This window comes from Streptomyces sp. NBC_00620 (genome assembly GCF_026341825.1).
Classification (GTDB): Bacteria; Actinomycetota; Actinomycetes; order Streptomycetales; family Streptomycetaceae; genus Streptomyces.
On sequence record NZ_JAPENY010000001.1, the window covers coordinates 1,386,002 to 1,404,601 of the forward strand.

General features: G+C 69.4%; 21 protein-coding genes and 1 pseudogene. 8 read left to right on the forward strand and 14 right to left on the reverse strand.

Annotation, left to right across the window (positions count from 1 at the left end; translation table 11 throughout):
• The first annotated feature begins 108 nt into the window (after positions 1–108).
• Entirely contained in the window at positions 109–1,770 is a 1,662-nt protein-coding gene (locus OG246_RS06365) for a threonine/serine exporter ThrE family protein (RefSeq protein WP_266457080.1), read from the forward strand.
• A gap of 196 nt (positions 1,771–1,966) precedes the next feature.
• Here the strand turns inward: OG246_RS06365 and OG246_RS06370 are convergent.
• Positions 1,967–2,590: pseudogene (locus OG246_RS06370) on the reverse strand (DedA family protein); the annotation flags it as partial.
• A gap of 158 nt (positions 2,591–2,748) precedes the next feature.
• Here OG246_RS06370 and OG246_RS06375 point away from each other — a divergent pair.
• The gene (locus OG246_RS06375; protein ID WP_266457082.1) at positions 2,749–3,114 is read left to right on the forward strand and encodes a YbjQ family protein; all 366 of its coding nucleotides are present in this window, start codon (positions 2,749–2,751) and stop codon (positions 3,112–3,114) included.
• A 109-nt stretch (positions 3,115–3,223) separates the two neighbouring features.
• On the opposite strand, the gene OG246_RS06380 is transcribed toward OG246_RS06375, so the two are convergent.
• Positions 3,224–3,991, reverse strand: coding sequence for a MerR family transcriptional regulator (locus tag OG246_RS06380; RefSeq protein ID WP_266457085.1), 768 nt, complete (start codon positions 3,989–3,991; stop codon positions 3,224–3,226).
• A 131-nt stretch (positions 3,992–4,122) separates the two neighbouring features.
• Between OG246_RS06380 and OG246_RS06385 the strand changes: the two genes are divergently transcribed.
• Entirely contained in the window at positions 4,123–5,397 is a 1,275-nt protein-coding gene (locus OG246_RS06385) for an ion channel protein (RefSeq protein WP_266457088.1), read from the forward strand.
• Positions 5,398–5,405: 8 nt separating this feature from the next.
• Entirely contained in the window at positions 5,406–6,812 is a 1,407-nt protein-coding gene (locus tag OG246_RS06390; RefSeq protein WP_266457091.1) for a glutamate decarboxylase, read from the forward strand.
• Between the two features lie 26 nt (positions 6,813–6,838).
• Here OG246_RS06390 and OG246_RS06395 read toward each other — a convergent pair whose 3' ends face one another.
• The 7 genes from OG246_RS06395 to OG246_RS06425 all read right to left on the reverse strand — a co-directional run bounded on the left by OG246_RS06395 (position 6,839) and on the right by OG246_RS06425 (position 13,962).
• Positions 6,839–7,921 (reverse strand): sialidase family protein, encoded by a 1,083-nt coding sequence (locus OG246_RS06395; protein ID WP_266457094.1) that lies wholly within the window; start codon positions 7,919–7,921, stop codon positions 6,839–6,841.
• 301 nt (positions 7,922–8,222) lie between these two features.
• Complete coding sequence (locus OG246_RS06400) at positions 8,223–8,951, reverse strand: ABC transporter permease (RefSeq protein ID WP_266463924.1); 729 nt, start codon at positions 8,949–8,951, stop codon at positions 8,223–8,225.
• An 89-nt stretch (positions 8,952–9,040) separates the two neighbouring features.
• Positions 9,041–10,024, reverse strand: coding sequence for an ATP-binding cassette domain-containing protein (locus tag OG246_RS06405; protein WP_266457097.1), 984 nt, complete (start codon positions 10,022–10,024; stop codon positions 9,041–9,043).
• A gap of 115 nt (positions 10,025–10,139) precedes the next feature.
• Entirely contained in the window at positions 10,140–10,781 is a 642-nt protein-coding gene (locus OG246_RS06410) for a PadR family transcriptional regulator (RefSeq protein WP_266457100.1), read from the reverse strand.
• A gap of 62 nt (positions 10,782–10,843) precedes the next feature.
• The gene (locus OG246_RS06415; RefSeq protein ID WP_266457103.1) at positions 10,844–11,389 is read right to left on the reverse strand and encodes a DinB family protein; all 546 of its coding nucleotides are present in this window, start codon (positions 11,387–11,389) and stop codon (positions 10,844–10,846) included.
• 99 nt (positions 11,390–11,488) lie between these two features.
• Positions 11,489–12,949 (reverse strand): aldehyde dehydrogenase family protein, encoded by a 1,461-nt coding sequence (locus OG246_RS06420; protein WP_266457106.1) that lies wholly within the window; start codon positions 12,947–12,949, stop codon positions 11,489–11,491.
• A gap of 188 nt (positions 12,950–13,137) precedes the next feature.
• Entirely contained in the window at positions 13,138–13,962 is an 825-nt protein-coding gene (locus OG246_RS06425) for a helix-turn-helix transcriptional regulator (RefSeq protein WP_266463927.1), read from the reverse strand.
• 358 nt (positions 13,963–14,320) lie between these two features.
• Between OG246_RS06425 and OG246_RS06430 the strand changes: the two genes are divergently transcribed.
• Complete coding sequence (locus tag OG246_RS06430) at positions 14,321–14,827, forward strand: ATP-binding protein (protein ID WP_266457109.1); 507 nt, start codon at positions 14,321–14,323, stop codon at positions 14,825–14,827.
• A 78-nt stretch (positions 14,828–14,905) separates the two neighbouring features.
• Here the strand turns inward: OG246_RS06430 and OG246_RS06435 are convergent, their stop codons facing one another.
• From OG246_RS06435 to rpmG, 5 genes are all read right to left on the reverse strand, one after another.
• Positions 14,906–15,178 carry a DUF397 domain-containing protein gene (locus OG246_RS06435; RefSeq protein ID WP_266457112.1) on the reverse strand — a complete coding sequence of 91 codons (273 nt, stop codon included), beginning with the start codon at positions 15,176–15,178 and terminating at the stop codon, positions 14,906–14,908.
• Between the two features lie 319 nt (positions 15,179–15,497).
• Positions 15,498–15,731, reverse strand: coding sequence for a 30S ribosomal protein S18 (gene rpsR, locus OG246_RS06440; RefSeq protein ID WP_266457114.1), 234 nt, complete (start codon positions 15,729–15,731; stop codon positions 15,498–15,500).
• A 4-nt stretch (positions 15,732–15,735) separates the two neighbouring features.
• Positions 15,736–16,905, reverse strand: a complete 1,170-nt coding sequence (locus tag OG246_RS06445) for a GTP-binding protein (protein WP_266457117.1) — start codon at positions 16,903–16,905, stop codon at positions 15,736–15,738.
• Positions 16,905–17,168, reverse strand: a complete 264-nt coding sequence (locus OG246_RS06450) for a type B 50S ribosomal protein L31 (RefSeq protein WP_266457120.1) — start codon at positions 17,166–17,168, stop codon at positions 16,905–16,907. The genes OG246_RS06445 and OG246_RS06450 overlap by 1 nt, the downstream gene beginning before the upstream one ends.
• A gap of 5 nt (positions 17,169–17,173) precedes the next feature.
• Positions 17,174–17,338: a 50S ribosomal protein L33 gene (rpmG, locus tag OG246_RS06455; protein WP_266457123.1), complete on the reverse strand. Its 165-nt coding sequence runs from the start codon at positions 17,336–17,338 to the stop codon at positions 17,174–17,176.
• A gap of 62 nt (positions 17,339–17,400) precedes the next feature.
• On the opposite strand from rpmG, the gene rpmB reads away from it, so the two are divergent.
• The 3 genes from rpmB to OG246_RS06470 are packed head-to-tail and all read left to right on the forward strand — an operon-like array spanning position 17,401 to position 18,505.
• The gene (gene rpmB, locus OG246_RS06460) at positions 17,401–17,637 is read left to right on the forward strand and encodes a 50S ribosomal protein L28 (RefSeq protein ID WP_266457126.1); all 237 of its coding nucleotides are present in this window, start codon (positions 17,401–17,403) and stop codon (positions 17,635–17,637) included.
• Complete coding sequence (gene rpsN / locus OG246_RS06465; RefSeq protein ID WP_266457129.1) at positions 17,637–17,942, forward strand: 30S ribosomal protein S14; 306 nt, start codon at positions 17,637–17,639, stop codon at positions 17,940–17,942. Before rpmB ends, rpsN begins: the two co-directional genes overlap by 1 nt.
• Positions 17,943–17,995: 53 nt before the next feature.
• On the forward strand, positions 17,996–18,505 hold the full coding sequence (locus OG246_RS06470; protein WP_266457134.1) for a hypothetical protein: 510 nt from the start codon (positions 17,996–17,998) through the stop codon (positions 18,503–18,505).
• Positions 18,506–18,600 lie beyond the last annotated feature (95 nt).

Below are 18,600 nucleotides of genomic sequence, written 5' to 3' on the forward strand. Positions count from 1 at the left end.
CGTGATCCTGATGGGGTCGCGCGGCCCGTTCGTGTATCCGTACGCATACTGAGGGCATACGGAAGGTACGCAGGAGACGCACGCGTACGAGAGGTGAGGCAGGAGCTGGTGGCGGACCCGGAGGCGGAAGACCGCAAGCCGCAGTCGGACGAGGCGAGGAGTGCCTTCGCTCAGCCGGCCGGGGTGGCGCCGCCGCAGATCCCGGTGGTCGATGACGAGTCGTCGACCACGTCCGAGTTCGCGCTCCCGAAGGGGTTCGGCGCACCGCAGCCGGCCGGGGCCGACTCCGAGGGTTCGGCGTTCAGCACCCCGGCCTCGTACAGCGCGCAGCACGCCCATCCCGCGTTCACGCCGCCGACCGGCATCCCCATGGTCAAGCTGACCAAGGACGTGCCGTGGCAGGACCGGATGCGCGAGATGCTGCGCATGCCGGTGACCGAGCGGCCCGCGCCCGAACTGGTCCGCAAGGAGGACGAGTCGGGGCCCGCCATCCCGCGCGTGCTCGACCTGACCCTGCGTATCGGCGAGTTGCTGCTCGCGGGCGGTGAGGGCGCGGAGGACGTGGAGGCGGCGATGTTCGCCGTGTGCCGCAGCTACGGCCTGGACCGCTGCGAGCCGAACGTCACCTTCACGCTGCTGTCCATCTCGCACCAGCCGTCCCTGGTCGAGGACCCCGTGACGGCGTCCAGGACCGTACGCCGCCGGGGCACCGACTACACGCGGCTCGCGGCCGTCTTCCGGCTCGTGGACGATCTGAGCGACCCGGAGGCCGCGATCTCGCTGGAGGAGGCGTACGGGCGGCTCGCCGAGATGCGGCGCAACCGGCACCCGTACCCCGGCTGGGTGCTGACCTCGGCGACCGGGCTGCTCGCAGGCGCGGCCTCGGTGCTCGTCGGCGGTGACGCCCTCGTGTTCGTGGCCGCCGCGCTCGGCGCGATGCTGGGCGACCGGCTCGCATGGCTGTGCGCGGGGCGCGGGCTGCCGGAGTTCTACCAGTTCACGGTGGCCGCGACGCCCCCCGCCGCGATCGGTGTCGCGATCCAGCTCGCGCACATGGACGTGAAGGCGTCCGCGGTGATCACCGGTGGGCTGTTCGCGCTGCTGCCCGGGCGGGCGCTCGTGGCGGGCGTGCAGGACGGTCTGACCGGCTTCTACATCACCGCGTCCGCGCGCCTGCTGGAAGTCATGTACTTCTTTGTCGGCATCGTTGTCGGGGTCCTTCTTGTGCTCTATTTCGGCGTGAAGCTGGGCGCCGAGCTCAATCCGGACCAGGCGCTGAGCATCTCCGAGCGGCCGCTGCTGCAGATCGCCGCGTCCATGCTGCTGTCGCTCACCTTCGCGGTGCTGCTCCAGCAGGAGCGGTCCACCGTGCTCCCGGTGACCCTCAACGGGGGCGTGGCCTGGTCGGTGTACGGGGCGATGCACTACGCGGGCGGTATCTCACCGGTCGCTTCCACGGCCGTGGCGGCGGGCCTGGTGGGCCTGTTCGGGCAGTTGCTGTCCCGCTACCGGTTCGCGTCCGCGCTCCCGTACACGACGGCCGCGATCGGACCGCTGCTGCCGGGTTCGGCCACCTACTTCGGCCTGCTGTCCATCGCGCAGAACGAGCTCGACAAGGGGCTCGTGTCCCTGACCAAGGCCGCCGCCCTCGCGATGGCCATCGCGATCGGCGTGAACCTGGGGTCCGAGATCTCCCGGCTGTTCCTGCGGATCCCGGGCGCGAGTACGGCGGGCGGCCGCCGCGCGGCCAAGCGGACGCGCGGCTTCTAGCGGCTTCCAGTCGTACGAGGACTGCCTACCGCTTGGCGTGGCGGCCACCGCGCGGGGGCTGCTGCGGGTCCTGGTGCTGATTCGGGTGCTGGGGCTGGTCCAGGTTCTGGTGCTGGTTCTGGTGCTGCTGGAGCGGGGGTACCCGCAGCTGGGCCGTCTCGTCGAGGGCGGGTGCCTCGGGAGCCTGGGCGGCTTCCTTCTTGGACTTACCTCGCGCCCGGAGGTACTCAATGACGATCGGGACGACCGAGATGAGGACGATCAGGATCAGGATCGCCTCGATGTTCTTGTGCACGAACTCGATGTTGCCGAGCCAGGCGCCGAGCGCCGTGACGCCGGCGCCCCAGAGGACACCACCGATGATGTTGTACGTGATGAACGAGCGGTACTTCATGCCGCTGACGCCGGCGATGATCGGCGTGAACGTGCGCACGATGGGCACGAAGCGGGCCAGGACCAGGGACTTGGGCCCGTGCTTCTCGAAGAACTCGTGGGCCTTGACCACGTTCTCCTGCTTGAAGAGGCGGGAGTCCGGGCGGGTGAAGAGCGAGGGTCCGACCTTCTTGCCGAACAGATAGCCCGCCTGGTCACCGAGGATCGCCGCGACGCAGATCAGCGCGATCGCCGCCCACAGCGGGAAGTCCAGCGTGCCCGCGGTGATCAGCAGTCCGGCGGTGAACAGCAGCGAGTCGCCCGGCAGGAAGAAGCCGATGAGCAGGCCGGACTCGGCGAAGACGATGAGGAGCAGGCCCCAGATACCGAAGTTGTCCAGGAGCGTGTTCGGATCCAGCCAGCTTGGTCCGAGAGCAAGCGTCGTCACGGTTCCGGGCTCCTGAGGGGTGAAGGAAGGGACGGCGGTCCACATACGGCCGACCAAAACTATCAACGCAATGGGGCTCCCCCAGGTTCCACCGGTGTCCAGAGGGTGCACTGTGTGCCAACTGGTACAAAGCTGTGAGCCGTACAAAGCTGTGCGCCATGGGCATCGAAGAGTACGGCGGCGGTCAGGTCCCCCAGTCGGACGTGCTGGTCGTGACGACGAACGACGCACCCGGTTACCGCGTCCAGGAAGTCATCGGTGAGGTCTTCGGCCTCACCGTGCGCTCCCGGCATCTGGGCAGCCAGATCGGCGCGGGTCTGAAGTCGATGATCGGCGGTGAGCTCAAGGGGCTCACCAAGACCCTCGTGGAGACCCGCAACCAGGCCATGGAACGGCTCGTCGAGCAGGCACGCGCGCGTGGCGCCAATGGCGTGCTGATGTTCCGCTTCGACGTGACGGAGGCGGCGGACGTGGGCACGGAGGTGTGCGCTTACGGGACGGCGGTGGTCCTGGTCAAGGAATGAGGAGCAGGCGGTAGGCGGTAGGCAGCAGCGCACGCCTGCGCCGAGGATCAGTGCGTGCGGTTCAGTGCATGCGGTAAGGGGCGTCCGCAATGGCGGGCGCCCCTTACCGTCACGCTCCTTGGGAGTGCCTGGCCGCGTTCGCCCCGATCGCGTCCCTCAGGTGCTCGGCGAGCCCCGGCCGCATGGAGTCGTAGAACTCCTTGAAGCGCTCGTCGGAGACGTACATCCCGGCGAGCCCCTGGTGGGTCTCGTACGAGCACTCGTAGAACCACTTGGTGATGTGCTGCCGGTGCTCCTCGGCCATGTCCATGGCGCGCTCACCGGTCGGCGGCTCACCGGCCTCCATGAGGGCGTCGTACCGCTCGCCCCAGGAGGCCACCTCGGCCTGCATGCGCTTCCAGTCGTCCTTGGTGTAGCGGGCGGCGCGGCGCTGCGACTCGGCGTACGCCTCCGTACCGCCCCAGCGCCGTTCGGCCTCTTCGGCGTGTGCTTCCGGATCCTTGTCCCCGAAGACCTCGAACTTCTCCTCGGGCGTGAGATTGATGCCCATCTTGCGTGCCTCCATGGCGTGCTCCACGGCCGCCGCCATCTTCTGCAGCCTCTCGATCCGGGCGGTCAGCAGCTCGTGCTGGCGGCGCAGATGCGCGCGCGGGTCCGCTTCCGGGTCGTCGAGCAGGGCGGCGACCTCGTCGAGGGGGAAGCCGAGCTCCCGGTAGAACAGGATCTGCTGCAGCCGGTCGAGGTCGGCGTCGCTGTAGCGCCGGTGGCCCGCGTGGCTGCGCCCGCTCGGCGCGAGCAGACCGATCTCGTCGTAGTGGTGCAGCGTGCGCACCGTGACCCCGGCGAAACCGGCGACCTGGCCCACTGGATAACTCACTTCCGCTCCCTTCTCCGTACGCCTCTCAGGCTGAGGCCTCACGTGACGTGAGGTGCAAGTCGGAAATCCCGGGGATTCCGAGGCGGATTCCCCGAGGTGTTATGTCGGTTTCGCCCACTTAGGGTGTGCGCGTGAGCACCGAAGCCCCGGCGGAGCCGGCACAGACCCCCGCACGGCGTCTGCTGCCGTTGATCGTGCCCTCCGTGGTGGTCGGTGTGGTCGCGGCGCTCGTCCTGCTGGGCGTCAGTCTGCTGGCCGAGCAGCTCCAGGACGTCCTGTGGGAGACCCTTCCGGACGCGCTGGACGTGGGCCGCTACTCCGTGCTCTGGATGATGGTGATGCTTACGGCGACCGGTGTCGCGGTGGGCCTGGTGGTGTGGAAGGTGCCGGGGCACGCGGGACCGGACCCGGCCACCACCGGCCTGGTCGATCCGCCCCTGCCGCTCCGCGTGCTGCCCGGGCTGCTCCTCGCCACGGTCCTGGCGCTGGCGGGCGGGGTGAGCCTGGGCCCCGAGAACCCGATCACGGCCGCCAACATCGCCCTCGCGTACTGGCTGGGCAGGAAGGTCGCCCCCCGCTCCCCCGCCGCCGTGTGGATGATGCTGGCGGCCGCGGGCACGATCGGCGCGCTGTTCGGGACGCCGGTGGCGGCCGCGCTGGTCTTCTCCGAGGTGCTGGCCGGGCGGCCGGGCCCCGGCGCCCTCTGGGACCGGCTGCTGCCGCCACTCGTCGCGGGCGGCACCGGCGCGCTGACCATGGACCTGCTCGCCCACCCGAGCTTCAACCTGTCTCTGCCCGACTACACCGGACCGCACTGGGGCGACCTCCTGTCCGCCCTGGTGGTCGCCTCGGTCGCGGCGGTGGCCGGGATGGCCACGGTGTACGCCTTCCCCTACGTCCACGGCGCCTTCTCCCGGCTCGGGCACCCCATGCTGACGATTCCGGCGGGCGGGCTCGTCCTCGGGCTCCTTGGCGCCCTGGGCGGGCATCTGACCCTCTTCAAGGGGCTGGACGAGGTGAAGGTGCTGGCCGCGGACCCGGACGGCTGGTCGGCGGGGCGGTTCGCTCTGATGGCCGTGGTGAAACTGGCCGCCCTCGCGGTCGCCGCCGCGTGCGGCTTCCGGGGCGGCCGGATCTTTCCCGCCGTCTTCGCGGGGGTAGCCCTGGGACTGTGTGCGCACGCGCTGGTGCCCCAGGTGCATCCCACGATCGGCGTGGTGTGCGGCGTCCTGGGCGTACTGCTCGCCGTCACCAGGCAGGGCTGGATCAGCCTGTTCACCGCGGCGGTCCTGGTGTCGGACCCTGCCGTGCTGCCGCTCCTCGTACTGGCGTCGGTGCCGGCCTGGCTGCTGGTCACCGGGCGCCCCAAAATGCAGCTTCACGACGACGGAACCCCGATCCGCTAGGAGATGCCATGCCGCTCCACAAAGGCCCAGAGAAGCGCGACGAGCGCCCGATGTCCGTGAACCCCTTCTTCGGGGAGACCAATCCGGTCGGCGGCATGACAGAGGCCCCGCCCAAGCACCGGCTCCCGGACGGGCCGCTGCCGCCCACCACTGCGTATCAACTCGTGCATGACGAGCTGATGCTGGACGGCAACTCGCGGCTGAACCTCGCCACCTTCGTCACCACCTGGATGGAGCCGCAGGCCGGGGTGCTGATGGCCGAGTGCCGCGACAAGAACATGATCGACAAGGACGAGTACCCGCGCACCGCGGAGCTGGAGCGACGCTGTGTGGCCATGCTCGCCGACCTGTGGAACGCACCCGACCCGTCGGCCGCCGTGGGTTGTTCGACGACCGGGTCCAGTGAGGCGTGCATGCTCGCGGGGATGGCGCTGAAGCGGCGCTGGGCCCAGCGCAACGCCGACCGCTATCCCGCGGCTCGCCCGAACCTCGTCATGGGCGTCAACGTCCAGGTCTGCTGGGACAAGTTCTGCAACTTCTGGGAGGTCGAGGCGCGCCAAGTCCCCATGGAGGGCGACCGGTTCCACCTCGACCCCCAGGCCGCCGCCGAGCTGTGCGACGAGAACACCATCGGGGTCGTGGGCATCCTCGGGTCCACCTTCGACGGGTCCTACGAGCCGATCGCCGACCTGTGCGCGGCCCTCGACGCCCTTCAGGAGCGGACCGGGCTCGACATCCCGGTGCATGTCGACGGCGCGTCCGGCGCGATGGTCGCCCCCTTCCTCGACGAGGACCTGGTCTGGGACTTCCGGCTGCCGAGGGTGTCGTCCATCAACACCTCGGGCCACAAGTACGGCCTCGTCTACCCGGGCGTCGGCTGGGCGCTGTGGAAGTCGGCTGACGAGCTGCCGGAGGAACTCGTCTTCCGGGTCAACTACCTGGGCGGCGACATGCCGACCTTCGCGCTCAACTTCTCCCGGCCCGGCGCCCAGGTGGTGGCGCAGTACTACACGTTCCTGCGGCTGGGCCGGGAGGGCTACCGGGCCGTGCAGCAGACGACCCGTGACGTGGCGCTCGCACTCTCCGGGCGTGTCGAGGCACTGGGCGACTTCCAACTCCTGACCCGAGGTGATGAGTTGCCGGTCTTCGCCTTCACGACGGGACCCGACGTGACCGCCTACGACGTCTTCGACGTGTCCCGGCGGATGCGCGAGCGGGGCTGGCTGGTGCCCGCGTACACCTTCCCGGCCAACCGCGAGGACCTGTCGGTGCTGCGGGTGGTGTGCCGCAACGGCTTCTCGACGGACCTCGCCGAGTTGTTCGTGGACGACCTCGGACGACTGCTGCCTGAACTGCGCCGACAGTCGCATCCGTTGACGCGCGACAAGGGTGCGGCCACCGGCTTCCACCACTGAGCCGGCCGTCCGGGCAGCCGCCGTTGTCAGGTGCCGTCGCCCAGGTCGAAGCTGTGCCAGTGCACGCCGTCGGCGGATATGCGATAGCTCCCGGTGCCGAAGCTGCCGCCCATCACGTAGCCGAGCGGCGTCACGGTCGCCGAACCCCCCAGGCCCTGCGAGCCCCTGGCCTCCTTGAAGGAACGGCCGCCGTCGGTGCTGCGCCAGACGGCGTCCTCGCCGTGGATGGTGAGGCTGCCGTCGACGGCGGCGACCGGATCGCCGATCGAGGAGCGCGGGTCCACGCCCTTACGGTATTTCCAGACCTGCTCCCAGGTGTGGCCACCGTCGGTGCTGCGGTACAGGGCGAGCAGCCCGTTCTTCACGCCCTCCTCCTCGGGCAGCTGGCCCGGATGAAGCGCGTACAGCACATCTCCGGACGCGACCACGCGCATGCCCCAGCCGCGCTCCTCGGACGGGGCGATCAGGGCCGTACGCCAGGTGCGCCCGCGGTCCTCGCTGACGGCGAGAGCGGGGGCGCCGGAGCCCGGGTCGGCGCCGGAGACGAAGAGGAGTCCGCCCGCGGTCTCCCCCGCCGGGATCAGCTCACCCGCCAGCGGAGGCTGGTGGGCCAGGACCTGGAATCTGCCCGTGCCGGGGTGGATCACGAGGAGGCGGGACGGCGCGCATCCGTTCCCCTCGCTGTCCGGCCGCGAGCAGTCCGGGACCAGGGCGCCTCCTTCGGGCACCGCCGCGGTCGTGCCCGAAGGGGCGACGGAGCCGCGCCGCCAGCTGCGGCCGCCGTCGCCCGTGAACCAGGTCCCGTCCGGCGGCGGCCACTTGCCCTCGGTGATCAGCGCGCGGCCGGGTCCCAGCACCACGAGCCCCGCCGTGATGCCGAGGTCGCCCCGCACGTCCGGCAGCGGGGAGCGCGCGAGGCGCCAGGAGTCGGCGGCCTTGTCGAGCACCGCGACGTACTGCCGGCAGCGCGTCTTCCCGCACCGCGCGAGCAGCGCGAACCCGCTGGCGTCCGACGCGAAGCCCACGGCGTGCGGACCTCCGGGCAGGTCCGGTGACGAGGGGATACGGGGAGGCGAGACCCCCGTCGGGGCGGGGGCGCTGCTGCTCACACCCGGATCCGTACGCGCAGCGGTATCCGCGCCGGAGCCCGAGCAGCCGGCCAACAGTGCCAGTACGCCCAGTACGGCAGCCACAACCGCCGTGCCCGTGCCCGTGCCTGAGCCCGCGCCCCTGCCCCTGCCCCTGCCCCACCTCATGAGATTCCCCCGATCCCGCGACGCACCGTCATTTCTGGTACACCGCTCGCCGCGCTCGGGTTCCCACTTCCTCGCGACGACTTTTCAGGCGCAGGGCTGAGGGCGCCGTACGTCTGCTTACTCAGCCCCCCGAACTATCTACTCAGCCCCCGAACTACTTACTGAGCCCCCCGAACCTCCGCACCGCCAGGGGCAAGAACACCGCCAGCAGTGCCAGCGGCCAGACCACGGCCGCCCAGACGTGGCCCGGCTCCCCGCCCGGCCCGCCGAACAGGTCCCGTACCGCCGTCGCCGTCTGGGACATCGGGTTCCACTCGACCACCGTGCCCAGCCAGCCCGGCATGGAGTCCGGGGTCGCGAACGCGTTGGACAGGAAGCCGACCGGCCAGACCAGGATCTGCACGGCCTGCACCATCTCCGGCTTTCCGGCGACCATCGCGAGGTGGATGCCGATCCACAGCATGGCGAACCGGAAGAGCAGGAGCAGCCCGACGGCTCCCAGGAACGCCGCGAACGTGCCGTGCGCGCGCCAGCCGATCGCATACCCGACGCCGATCAGCACGGCCAGGCCCAGCGCCGACTGCAGCATGTCGGCGACCGAACGGCCCACCAGGACCGCGCCGTTGGTCATCGGCATCGACCGGAAGCGGTCGATCACCCCCTTGTTGAGGTCCTGGGTGACGGCCAGCATCGTGCCCTCCAGGCCGAAGGCCATGGTCAGCGCGAGCATGCCGGGCACCAGGAAGTCGACGTAGTCGCCCTGGACGCCCCGGCCGCCGCCGATGAGATAGCCGAACATCAGCAGCAGCATCACGGGGAAGACCAGGCCGACGAGCACCTGGACGGGTTGCCGTGCCCAGTGGGCGAGTTCGCGGCGGGTCATGGTCCAGCAGTCGGTCAGGATGTCGGCCCCTGGAGCACGCGAAGCCCGTGGAGCCCGTGAATCCCCGGGACGGGTCGCCTCGTACGTACTCATACGGTCTCCTCCATGCGGTGCTCGTCCACGCGGGGCTCGTCAGTACGGCGCCCGCCCCCCGTCAGATCCAGGAACACCTCGTCCAGCGTCGGCCGCCGCAGCGCGATGTCCTCCGCCTCTATGCCGGCCTCGTCCAGGGCGCGTACGACCCCCGCCAGCGCCGCCATGCGGTCGGTGACCGGGGCGCTGATGAGACGGCGGTCGGTGTCCACCGAGACGCCGTCCCCGGGGAACGGCAACAGGGCGACGGCGGCGCCCAGTTGGCCGCCGTCCCGCAGCACCACGTCGATGCGGTCGCCGCCGGTGCGGGCCTTCAGTTCGTCCGCCGTGCCGTCCGCGATGACCCGGCCGTGGTCGACGACGGAGATGCGGTGGGCGAGCTGGTCGGCCTCCTCCAGGTACTGCGTGGTGAGCAGGACCGTGGTGCCGCCGCCGACCAGGGAGCGGACGGCGGCCCACACCTCCGCCCGGCCTCGTGGGTCGAGCCCGGTCGTCGGTTCGTCCAGGAAGAGCACCTCCGGCTCGGTGATGAGGGACGCGGCGAGGTCCAGGCGGCGCCGCATGCCGCCGCTGTACTGCTTGACCGCTTTGCGCCCGGTGTCGGCGAGGTCGAAGCGCTCCAGGAGCTCGTCGGCCCGCACGCGCGCGTGGCGGGCGCCCAGGTGGTGGAGCCGGCCGAACATCTCCAGGTTCTGGTGTCCGCCGAGCTCCTCGTCGAGCGCGGCGTGCTGGCCGAGCAGGCCGATGCGGTGCCGTACCCGGCCGGCCTCGCGCGCCACGTCGTACCCGGCGACCTCGACCCGGCCCTCGTCGGGACGCAGCAGGGTGGTCAGCACGCGCACCATGGTCGTCTTGCCCGCGCCGTTCGGACCGAGCAGGCCGTGGACGGTGCCGCGGCGCACCGCCAGGTCCAGTCCGTCCAGTGCCGCCTTGTCGCCGTACCGCTTCCGTACGCCCTCAGCGACGATCGCGTCGGTCATCCGATCCCCCTTCGCCCAGTGATCAAGCCAAGCGATCCGGCCAGTGGCCAAACCCAGTAATCAAACTTGACTACCCATCGAAAGTAACTCGCCCGAAGTCATTCGTCAAACTTGATTAGCCGCGATCCCCGGGATGCGGCATCCCCGTCGCGTACGGGTTCTCCTCACCCTCGGCCAGGACGGCGACGAACGGCTCGCCCTCGCCCGCGAAGGTGTACGCCCCGCGCTCGATCCGCGCGATCAGGCCGCGCGTCCACTCGGCGTCGGAGTCGGCGGTGTGCACCCAGAGGTTCATGATCTCGCCGATGTGGCCGAGCTGTTCGGGGCCGTCCTCGGGCACGTAGTGCTCGGTGACGGCACCACGCCACTCCTCGATCTTCCGGATCCGCTCCTTCAGGAGGGCCACCGCTTCGTCCCTCGGCAGGTCGACGATGAAGCCGATGCCCGCCGACTGGACGTCCATCTTCTGGTCGTACGAGGTCAGGGACTCGCGCAGGAGCGCCAGGAACTCCTCGGTGCCCTTGTCCGTGATCTCGTACTCGGTGCGCGGCGGGCCGCCGACCGTGGACGGCGCGATCTCGTGCGCGTGCAGCAGGCCCTGCTTCGCCATCTGCTTGAGCGCGTGGTAGATCGAGCCGGGCTTGGCGTTGGACCACTCGTGCGCGCCCCAGTACTCCAGGTCGTTGCGGACCTGGTAGCCGTGGGCCCGCCCGTGCTGGCGGACGGCGCCGAGCACGAGGAGACGGATCGCTGACATGTGGTCCACATTAGGACCCGCCGCTTGACCTCCAGGACGCGGTGTGCCCCTGGCGTCCCGTCTCACCCCCAGGAGGTGCCCTGCTCCTGGGCGACCAGCTCGAAGGCCGTCTTGCCGTCCAGGGACTCGCGGATGATGTCGGCGTGGCCGGCGTGCCGGGCGAACTCCTCGACGAGATGGAGCATGAGCCAGCGCATCGAGACCTCGCCCTTGGGGAACCAGGGCGCCTCGGGCAGCGGGAAGGTGTCGTCCAGGGATCCCGCGGACCGGATGAACTCCTCGGTCTCGTGCGCCACCCCGTCCCAGAAGGCGAGGGTCCCGGCCACCGTCTCGCCCTCGGCGAGCCGGAAGCCGTCCCCCCAGGTCTCCTCCGTGCGCGCCCGCTCATTGGGCTTCTGCTGGGCCAGCCGCAGCCAGTTCAGCTCGCACTCGGCGACATGCTTGACGAGTCCGGACAGCGAGAGCTCGCTGGCGCTGGGCCGCAGCGCCGCCTGCTCGTCGTCCAGCCCCAGCACCGCGCGCCGGAGGCCGCCACGCTGGGCCTCCGCGAAGGCCAGGAGCGCGCCGCGCTCGTCGCCGTACGCCTCTGCGGGAACGTGAGTGACCATGTCGGCCGCCTTTCATCGGGTCTTCTTGCCTGACACCGATGAAGCTACGGGCCCTTGCGGTCAGCTTCTGTCCGCAAGGGCCCGGTCACTGCAAAGAGGCTAGAACGGGAAGAAGCTCCGCCCGTGCTGCACCGAGATCCACTTCTGCGTGGTGAACGCCTCGACGGTCGCCTCGCCGTTCAGGCGGCCGATGCCCGAGTGCTTCTCGCCGCCGAAGGCGACGAGGGGCTCGTCGTGGACGGTGCCGTCGTTGACGTGGAACATGCCGGTGTCGATCTGCTTGGCGAAGCCGACTCCGCGCTCGACGTCGGCGGTGTGGACGGCGCCGCTGAGCCCGTACGGGGTGTTGTTGACCAGGCGTACGGCCTCCTCCTCGCCGTCGAAGGGGATGAGGAGGGCGACCGGGCCGAAGATCTCCTGCTGGAGGATGGCCGAGTCGGCCGGCAGACCGGTCAGGACACTCGGCTCGACGAGGTTGTCGGTGGTGGTGCCGTGCACGAGGGCGGTGGCGCCCTCGGCGATCGCCTGGTCGACCACGCCGGTGAGCGCGTCCGCCTGGGAGGAGTTGATGACCGGGCCGATGACCGTCGTCGGGTCGGTCGGGTCGCCGACCTTCAGCGTCTTGACCTTGGCGACGAACTTCTCGGTGAACTCGGCCTCGATCGAGCGGTCCACGAGGACGCGGTTGGCGGCCATGCAGACCTGGCCCTGGTGGACGTACCGGCTGAAGACCGCCGCGTCGACCGCGTAGTCGATGTCCGCGTCCTCCAGGACCACCAGCGCGCTGTTGCCGCCCAGTTCGAGGATCGCGCTCTTGAAGTGCGAGGCGCAGACGGTGGCCACATGGCGGCCGACCTTGTCGGAGCCGGTGAAGGAGATGACCTTCGGGACCGGGTGCTCGATGAAGGCGTCGCCGATCTCGGCGATGTCGGTGATGACGACGTTCAGCAGGCCGCCGGGCAGGCCCGCGTCCTCGAAGATCTTGGCGACCAGGGAACCGCCGACGATCGGGGTGTTCTGGTGCGGCTTCAGCACCACACCGTTGCCGAGCGCCAGCGCCGGGGCGACGGACTTCAGGGACAGCAGGAAGGGGAAGTTGAAGGGGCTGATCACGCCGACGACACCGACGGGGACGCGGTAGACGCGGTTCTCCTTGCCGTCCACCGGCGAGGGGAGGATCTTGCCCTCGGGGCGCAGCGCCAGATTGACCGACTCGCGCAGGAACTCCCTGACGAGGTGCAGTTCGAAGCCGGCCTTGAGGTACGTGCCGCCGAGCTCGGCGATGATCACCTCGGTGATCTCCGCCTCGCGCTCGTCGATGATCTTCAGAGCGCGCTCGAAGACGGCACGGCGCGCGTACGGGTTGGTCGCGGCCCATTCCTTCTGGGCGCGCTCGGCCGCGCGGTAGGCCTCGTCGACCTCGTCGACCGTCGCTATGGTGATCGACGCCAGCTTCTCGCCGTTGTACGGGTTGAAGTCGATGATGTCCCAGGACCCGGTCCCTGGGCGCCACTCACCGTCGATGTACTGCTGGGCCAGGTCGGTGAAGTAGGACGACATGTGCTCCCTCAAATCCCTGTGCTGCCGAGGCACAGACACTCAAGTCTGAGTCAGCAGACATCAACAACGATCAACGTCTGATCAGACGTCATCGTACTTGTGTTTCAAGGGAGTTGGAGAACAACTCTGGAGAGTCTGTGAAGACTCGAAGCGGATCCACAGGAGGGCTCCAGAGTGGACCCTGGGGTTCAGGAGAGCTGGAGCAGCCCCCTGAGCAGGTCGCGGCTCTCGGACGGGCCCGGGCTGTCCTGCTGCAACTGCTTCAGCGCGCTCTCGTACTGCGTGACGTCCTCGCGTTTGTCCAGGTAGAGCGCGCTGGTGAGCTGCTCCAGGTAGACGACGTCGGAGAGGTCGGACTCGGGGAAGCTGAGGATCGTGAAGGAGCCGCTCTCTCCCGAGTGGCCGCCGAAGCTGAACGGCATGACCTGAAGTCGTACGTTGGGACGCTCCGACACCTCGATCAGATGCTGGAGTTGTCCGCGCATCACCTCGCGGTCGCCGTACGGCCGGCGCAGGGCGGCCTCGTCGAGAACGAAGTGGAACTCGGGGGAGCTCTCGGCGACCAGGTACTTCTGGCGCTCCAGACGCAGCGCCACGCGCCGGTCGATGTCGGCGACGCTCGCGCCCTTCATGCCGCGCGTGACGACCGCGTGCGCATACGCCTCGGTCTGCAACAGGCCGTGCACGAACTGCACTTCGTACGCCCGGATCAGATGGGCGGCGCCCTCCAGGCCGACATAGGTCGGGAACCAGCTGGGCAGGACATCCGAGTAACTGTGCCACCAGCCCGCGACGTTGGCTTCCTTCGCGAGGGACACCAGGGAGGTGCGCTCGACCTCGTCCATGATGCCGTAGAGCGTCAGCAGGTCCTCGACGTCGCGCGTCTTGAAGCTCACCCGTCCCAACTCCATGCGGCTGATCTTCGATTCGGAGGCGCGGATCGAGTAACCGGCCGCTTCACGGGTGATTCCACGCGCCTCTCGCAGGCGCCTGAGATGCGATCCGAGCAGCATGCGCCGCACCACCGAGCCGCTCGACTCACCAGCGCTCACGTTCGTCCGCCTCCCCAACCGTCTTCAGGGCCCGCAGTCTGCCACTAAAACACTTCGAGCTGTACTCGTTCGGTTACAGAAATGGAAAGGATCCAAAGGACTGCCACAGGAAGAGACCACTGGAGAGACAACAAGAGTGAAGAAGGTGACAGAAGAAATGAGCAAGAACTGGTAGAGGAAGGTCCAATTCGGGCGCGTGCACGTGCATCTGCCCTTGCATCTGCTCTACGCATTCGGAACCATGGTCCTCGCGCCACCGCTGCATCGCAACGACCGCGAACACCCGGGAGTGCCTCGCATGGGGACGAATGGATCGACCATGCTCGAGCCCTTACGGCAGGGACTTCCGCCGCTCGATCCCGCGGCCGTGTCCAACGCCGCTTCCTGCGCCCTGCCCGCCCGCTACGAAGCGGTGCGTGAGGCGCGGCAGTTCACCCGCAGAACGCTCGACCAGTGGGACGTCGGCGACCGTTTCGACGATGTCTGTCTGGTGGTCTCCGAGCTCGTCACCAACGCGCTGCGGCACGCACTGCCCTCGGACAAGCCCCGCGTGGACGACCAAGGCCCGCCCGTGCGGCTGCACTTGATGCGTTGGACCGAGCGTCTGGTGTGCGCGGTGCGCGACCCCAGTCACGACAGCCCGGTCGCGGGAGACTCCGAGGACTTCTCGGCGGAGTCGGGCCGCGGCCTCTTCCTGGTCGACTCGTTCGCCGACAGCTGGGGCTGGCACCCGCTCGCCGGCACCCTCAGCGGCAAGGTCGTGTGGGCGCTGTTCCGGCTGCCGCCGGCTCCGGCCGCGATACCGGCCACCGTTCCGGGCGAATAGAGAACCGCGGCGCCTTTTGGCGCCGCGGTTCTACGCGCGTTACTCACCGCCAGGCGGCGGTCACACTCGGTTCAGTACTCAGGCGCCTGCCACCAGGTGGTCGAACTCGCCGTCCTTGATGCCCAGGAGCATGGCTTCGATCTCGGCGCGCGTGTAGACGAGCGCGGGCCCGGTGGGGAACCGCGAGTTCCGCACGGCGACGTCGCCGCCCGGCAGCCGCGCGAACTCCACGCAGGAACCCTGCGAGTTGCTGTGCCGGCTCTTCTGCCAGGCCACTCCGTTCAGCTCTGTCGCAGCCATGCCGTTGTACACGTCATCCACGAAATCCACGTCGTACACGTCGTGGTCCACAGGTCGCTCCCCGGTCGTGCAGTGGCTGATGTGGCCATTGATGCAGTGGTCAACTGACCCGGATCATAGCTCTGTTCATGTGCAGATGCATGGGCAGATGCACGTGCACGCGGGGTGGTCCTGTGGTTACAGCTTTTGCCGCCACTTCGACTACAGGCGGTTGTACAGACGACTACAGCCGGTCCAGCGCATTCCCAGAAGATCGCGTTACACACGACCTCCAGCCCCCCGTGCTCGTAAGAAGAGACGCGCACGACGGCCACGGTGTTCCAACGTCCGTGAAATCTGTACAAATTGGGGGCGAAAACCGGCGATCCTCTCAGCGGCTGGAATACGGCAGCAGCGCCATCTCCCGTGCGTTCTTGATCGCGCGGGCCAGCATCCGCTGCTGCTGCGCCGTCACCCGGGTGACCCGGCGACTGCGGATCTTGCCGCGGTCGGAGATGAAGCGGCGCAGCAGGTCCGTGTCCTTGTAGTCGATGTATGTGATCTTCTCGCGGTCCAGCGGATTGGGGCGGGACTTCGCGGGCTTGCGCTCGGGCTTGCGAGCCATGGGGTCAGACCTCCAGGAGGTTGTCGAAGGCGGGCGGCAGCCGCTTCCAGGCGGTGCGTCCGGCGGCGTACTCGGCGTCGGTCAACAGGCAGGACTCCAGGAGCAGTTCAAGTCCGTCGCGGTCCAGACCCGGAGAGGTGAAGACCAGGTGCTGGCAGCAGTCGCCGTGCTCCGGGTGCCAGTCGAGGGCGGCGGCGGCCCGGCGCACCGGCGGGACCATGTCCCACGCCGCGTCCGGTAGCGAGGCCAGCCACGGGCCCGCGCTCTCCACGCACAGCGCACCCCCGGCCGCGTCCCAGTGCAGCAGCGTGTCGGGCCGGTCGGCGAGCCAGAACCGCCCCCGGCTGCGCGCGGCCGCGCAGGTCAGATCCTCCAGCGCCTCGTAAAGCCGCTCCGGGTGGAACGGACGGCACCGGTGCCATACGAGAGTGGCGACCCCGCACTCGTCGGCATCGGCCGGCAGCAGCGCACAGGCGGGGTGCTGGGCGGCGGCGGCCGCTTCGACGTCGAACCCGGCGAGGGCTGCTTCGGCGAGGGGAGAGCGGGGAGTCGGCAGCGGCCAGCCGAAGTCGCCCTCCCCGATCGGCACTTGCCGGGCCGTCGGATGCAACTGGGCCAGCAGCGCGCGGTCCTCGTCGTCCGCCTCCTCGGAGGGAACGATGGCGAGGACGGGCGCGTACTCCAGCTGGCGGGCGAAGGTGTCGGCGACCGTGCGCTGGTCGGTGGTGGCAGCGGCCAGGCCGCCGTCGGCGAGGTCGTCGCCGTTGCCGAGGTAGGGCAGCAGCAGGGCGGGGTCGACTGCGGTGATCACGCCGGTCAGCGTGAGACCGCTGGACGCCACGACCTCGGCCATGGCCTTCGGCTCGACCGAGTCCCACAGCTCCACGACCGCGAGCCTTGTACGCCCCTCGTCCGCCAGCCGCTCCAGCTCCGGCACCAGGTCCTCGCGCAGGGCGCAGCACGCGCAGTCGTTGACGAGGGGAGCCTCGCCGACGGACAGCACGCCAACGGCGTCCCGGACCGTACGGAGGACCGTGCCCGCAGCGGCCGTTGAAAGGTCGTGGTGGAGCGCGACGCTGTTCGGGACGTCCACAAGGAGACGCTCGACGGCCGCCCTGCGGGCATCGGCGTGCAGTCCGCCGACGATCGCGACGGACAGCCCCCCGCCGTCCATCAGCGGCCCCCGCGCTTGCCGAACCGTCGCTCGAAGCGCTCCACGCGGCCCGCGGTGTCCAGCACGCGCGCGTTGCCCGTGTAGAAGGGGTGGCTCACGTTCGAGATCTCGACGTCGAAGACGGGGTAGGTGTTGCCGTCCTCCCACTCGATCGTCTTCTCGCCCGCCGTGGCGGAGAGCGTCGAGCGGGTGAGGAAGGCATGGTTCGCGGCGCGGTCCCGGAAGACGACCGGGCCGTACGACGGGTGGATTCCTTCGCGCATGACGGTCAGCGCTCCTCTCGGAAGTCGACGTGCCTGCGGACGACCGGGTCGAACTTGCGCAGGACCATCCGGTCCGGGTCGTTCCGGCGGTTCTTGCGGGTGACGTACGTGTAGCCGGTCCCGGCCGTCGACCGGAGTTTGACGACCGGACGGAGTTCGTTGCGTGCCATGCTGGTACCTTACTGAAAACGACTCCCATTACCAACCAGCGAACTGGAGAGGTGCGTCACCCTTGTCCGCCCACTGCATGCTGACCGGCGCCCAGCCGGGTTTCGGCAATCGGATCTCCCACTCCCACCGGCGCACCTCACGCCGCTTCGACCCCAACATCCAGCGCAAGCGCTACTGGCTGCCGAGCGAGGGCCGCCACGTACGGCTGCGGCTGAGCGCGCGGGGGATCAAGACGGTCGACACGATCGGCGTCGAGGCGGCCGTGGCGAGGATTCGCGCCCGAGGAGGGAAGGTCTGATGGCGAAGAAGAGCAAGATCGCGAAGAACGACAGGCGCCAGGAGATCGTCGCGCGGTACGCCGGCCGGCGGGCCGAGCTGAAGGAGATCATCCGCCGGCCCTCGTCGAGCGGGGCCGAACGGCTCGCCGCCCAGGAGGAGTTGCGCAGGCAGCCGCGCGACGCCAGCGCCACCCGCGTACGCAACCGGGACAGCGTGGACGGCCGCCCCCGCGGCTATCTCCGTACCTTCGGCCTCTCCCGGGTGAATCTGCGTGAGCAAGCGCACGCCGGATTCCTTCCGGGGGTTCGCAAGTCCTCCTGGTAACTTGCTGCGGTCATTCCGGTGACCCGGCATCTTCACCACACTTGGGGGCTTCAGTGGCTTCGGCGACCTTCCCGCTGCGTCAGGCACGTATCGCGGCAGTGTCCGCGGTCGCGGCCCTGGCCGCCGCGCTCGTGCTGACCGGTTGCAGCGGCGACGACGGCTCCGCGGACGAGTCCGCGAGCCCCAGCGCGTCCGCGAGCGGCTCGGCCGACACGGGCGGCGGTTCGGGATCCCCTTCCGCCTCCTCCGGCGGCCAGCTGGAGGGCAGTTGGCTGGCCACCACCGATGGCAAGGCCGTGGCGCTGGTGATCACCGGCACGCAGGCGGGGCTCTTCGAGACCGGCGGCACGGTGTGCAGCGGTACCGCAGGCGAGGAGTCGGGCATGCGGATGATCCGCCTCACCTGCACGGACGGCAACAAGGACCGCGCGGTCGGGATGGTCGACTCCGTGAGCGGTACGGCCATGAAGGTCACGTGGGAGGGCGATCTCGGCGCGGAGTCGTATACGCGGTCCGAGGGCGGGCAGCTGCCCAGTGGGTTGCCTACGGCGAGTCTGGGCTGACGTTCTCTCACTGCCGGGCCGCGGAATCCTTCGGGTTCCGCGGCCCGTTCACGTTGGGAGTAGTTCCTGGTTTGGTGAGTCAAGGCTGACCACTT

What these genes read in the sequence shown, in the direction of transcription:
- OG246_RS06405 (WP_266457097.1), bottom strand. Translation starts at nt 10,024, where the DNA reads ATGACCGACGCGATCGTCGCTGAGGGCGTACGGAAGCGGTACGGCGAC.
- OG246_RS06425 (WP_266463927.1), bottom strand. Translation starts at nt 13,962, where the DNA reads ATGCTGCTCGGATCGCATCTCAGGCGCCTGCGAGAGGCGCGTGGAATC.
- OG246_RS06415 (WP_266457103.1), bottom strand. Translation starts at nt 11,389, where the DNA reads ATGGTCACTCACGTTCCCGCAGAGGCGTACGGCGACGAGCGCGGCGCG.
- OG246_RS06420 (WP_266457106.1), bottom strand. Translation starts at nt 12,949, where the DNA reads ATGTCGTCCTACTTCACCGACCTGGCCCAGCAGTACATCGACGGTGAG.
- OG246_RS06375 (WP_266457082.1), top strand. Translation starts at nt 2,749, where the DNA reads ATGGGCATCGAAGAGTACGGCGGCGGTCAGGTCCCCCAGTCGGACGTG.
- OG246_RS06430 (WP_266457109.1), top strand. Translation starts at nt 14,321, where the DNA reads ATGCTCGAGCCCTTACGGCAGGGACTTCCGCCGCTCGATCCCGCGGCC.
- rpmG (WP_266457123.1), bottom strand. Translation starts at nt 17,338, where the DNA reads ATGGCACGCAACGAACTCCGTCCGGTCGTCAAACTCCGGTCGACGGCC.
- OG246_RS06450 (WP_266457120.1), bottom strand. Translation starts at nt 17,168, where the DNA reads ATGCGCGAAGGAATCCACCCGTCGTACGGCCCGGTCGTCTTCCGGGAC.
- OG246_RS06410 (WP_266457100.1), bottom strand. Translation starts at nt 10,781, where the DNA reads ATGTCAGCGATCCGTCTCCTCGTGCTCGGCGCCGTCCGCCAGCACGGG.
- rpsR (WP_266457114.1), bottom strand. Translation starts at nt 15,731, where the DNA reads ATGGCTCGCAAGCCCGAGCGCAAGCCCGCGAAGTCCCGCCCCAATCCG.
- OG246_RS06445 (WP_266457117.1), bottom strand. Translation starts at nt 16,905, where the DNA reads ATGGACGGCGGGGGGCTGTCCGTCGCGATCGTCGGCGGACTGCACGCC.
- OG246_RS06390 (WP_266457091.1), top strand. Translation starts at nt 5,406, where the DNA reads ATGCCGCTCCACAAAGGCCCAGAGAAGCGCGACGAGCGCCCGATGTCC.
- OG246_RS06400 (WP_266463924.1), bottom strand. Translation starts at nt 8,951, where the DNA reads ATGACCCGCCGCGAACTCGCCCACTGGGCACGGCAACCCGTCCAGGTG.
- rpsN (WP_266457129.1), top strand. Translation starts at nt 17,637, where the DNA reads ATGGCGAAGAAGAGCAAGATCGCGAAGAACGACAGGCGCCAGGAGATC.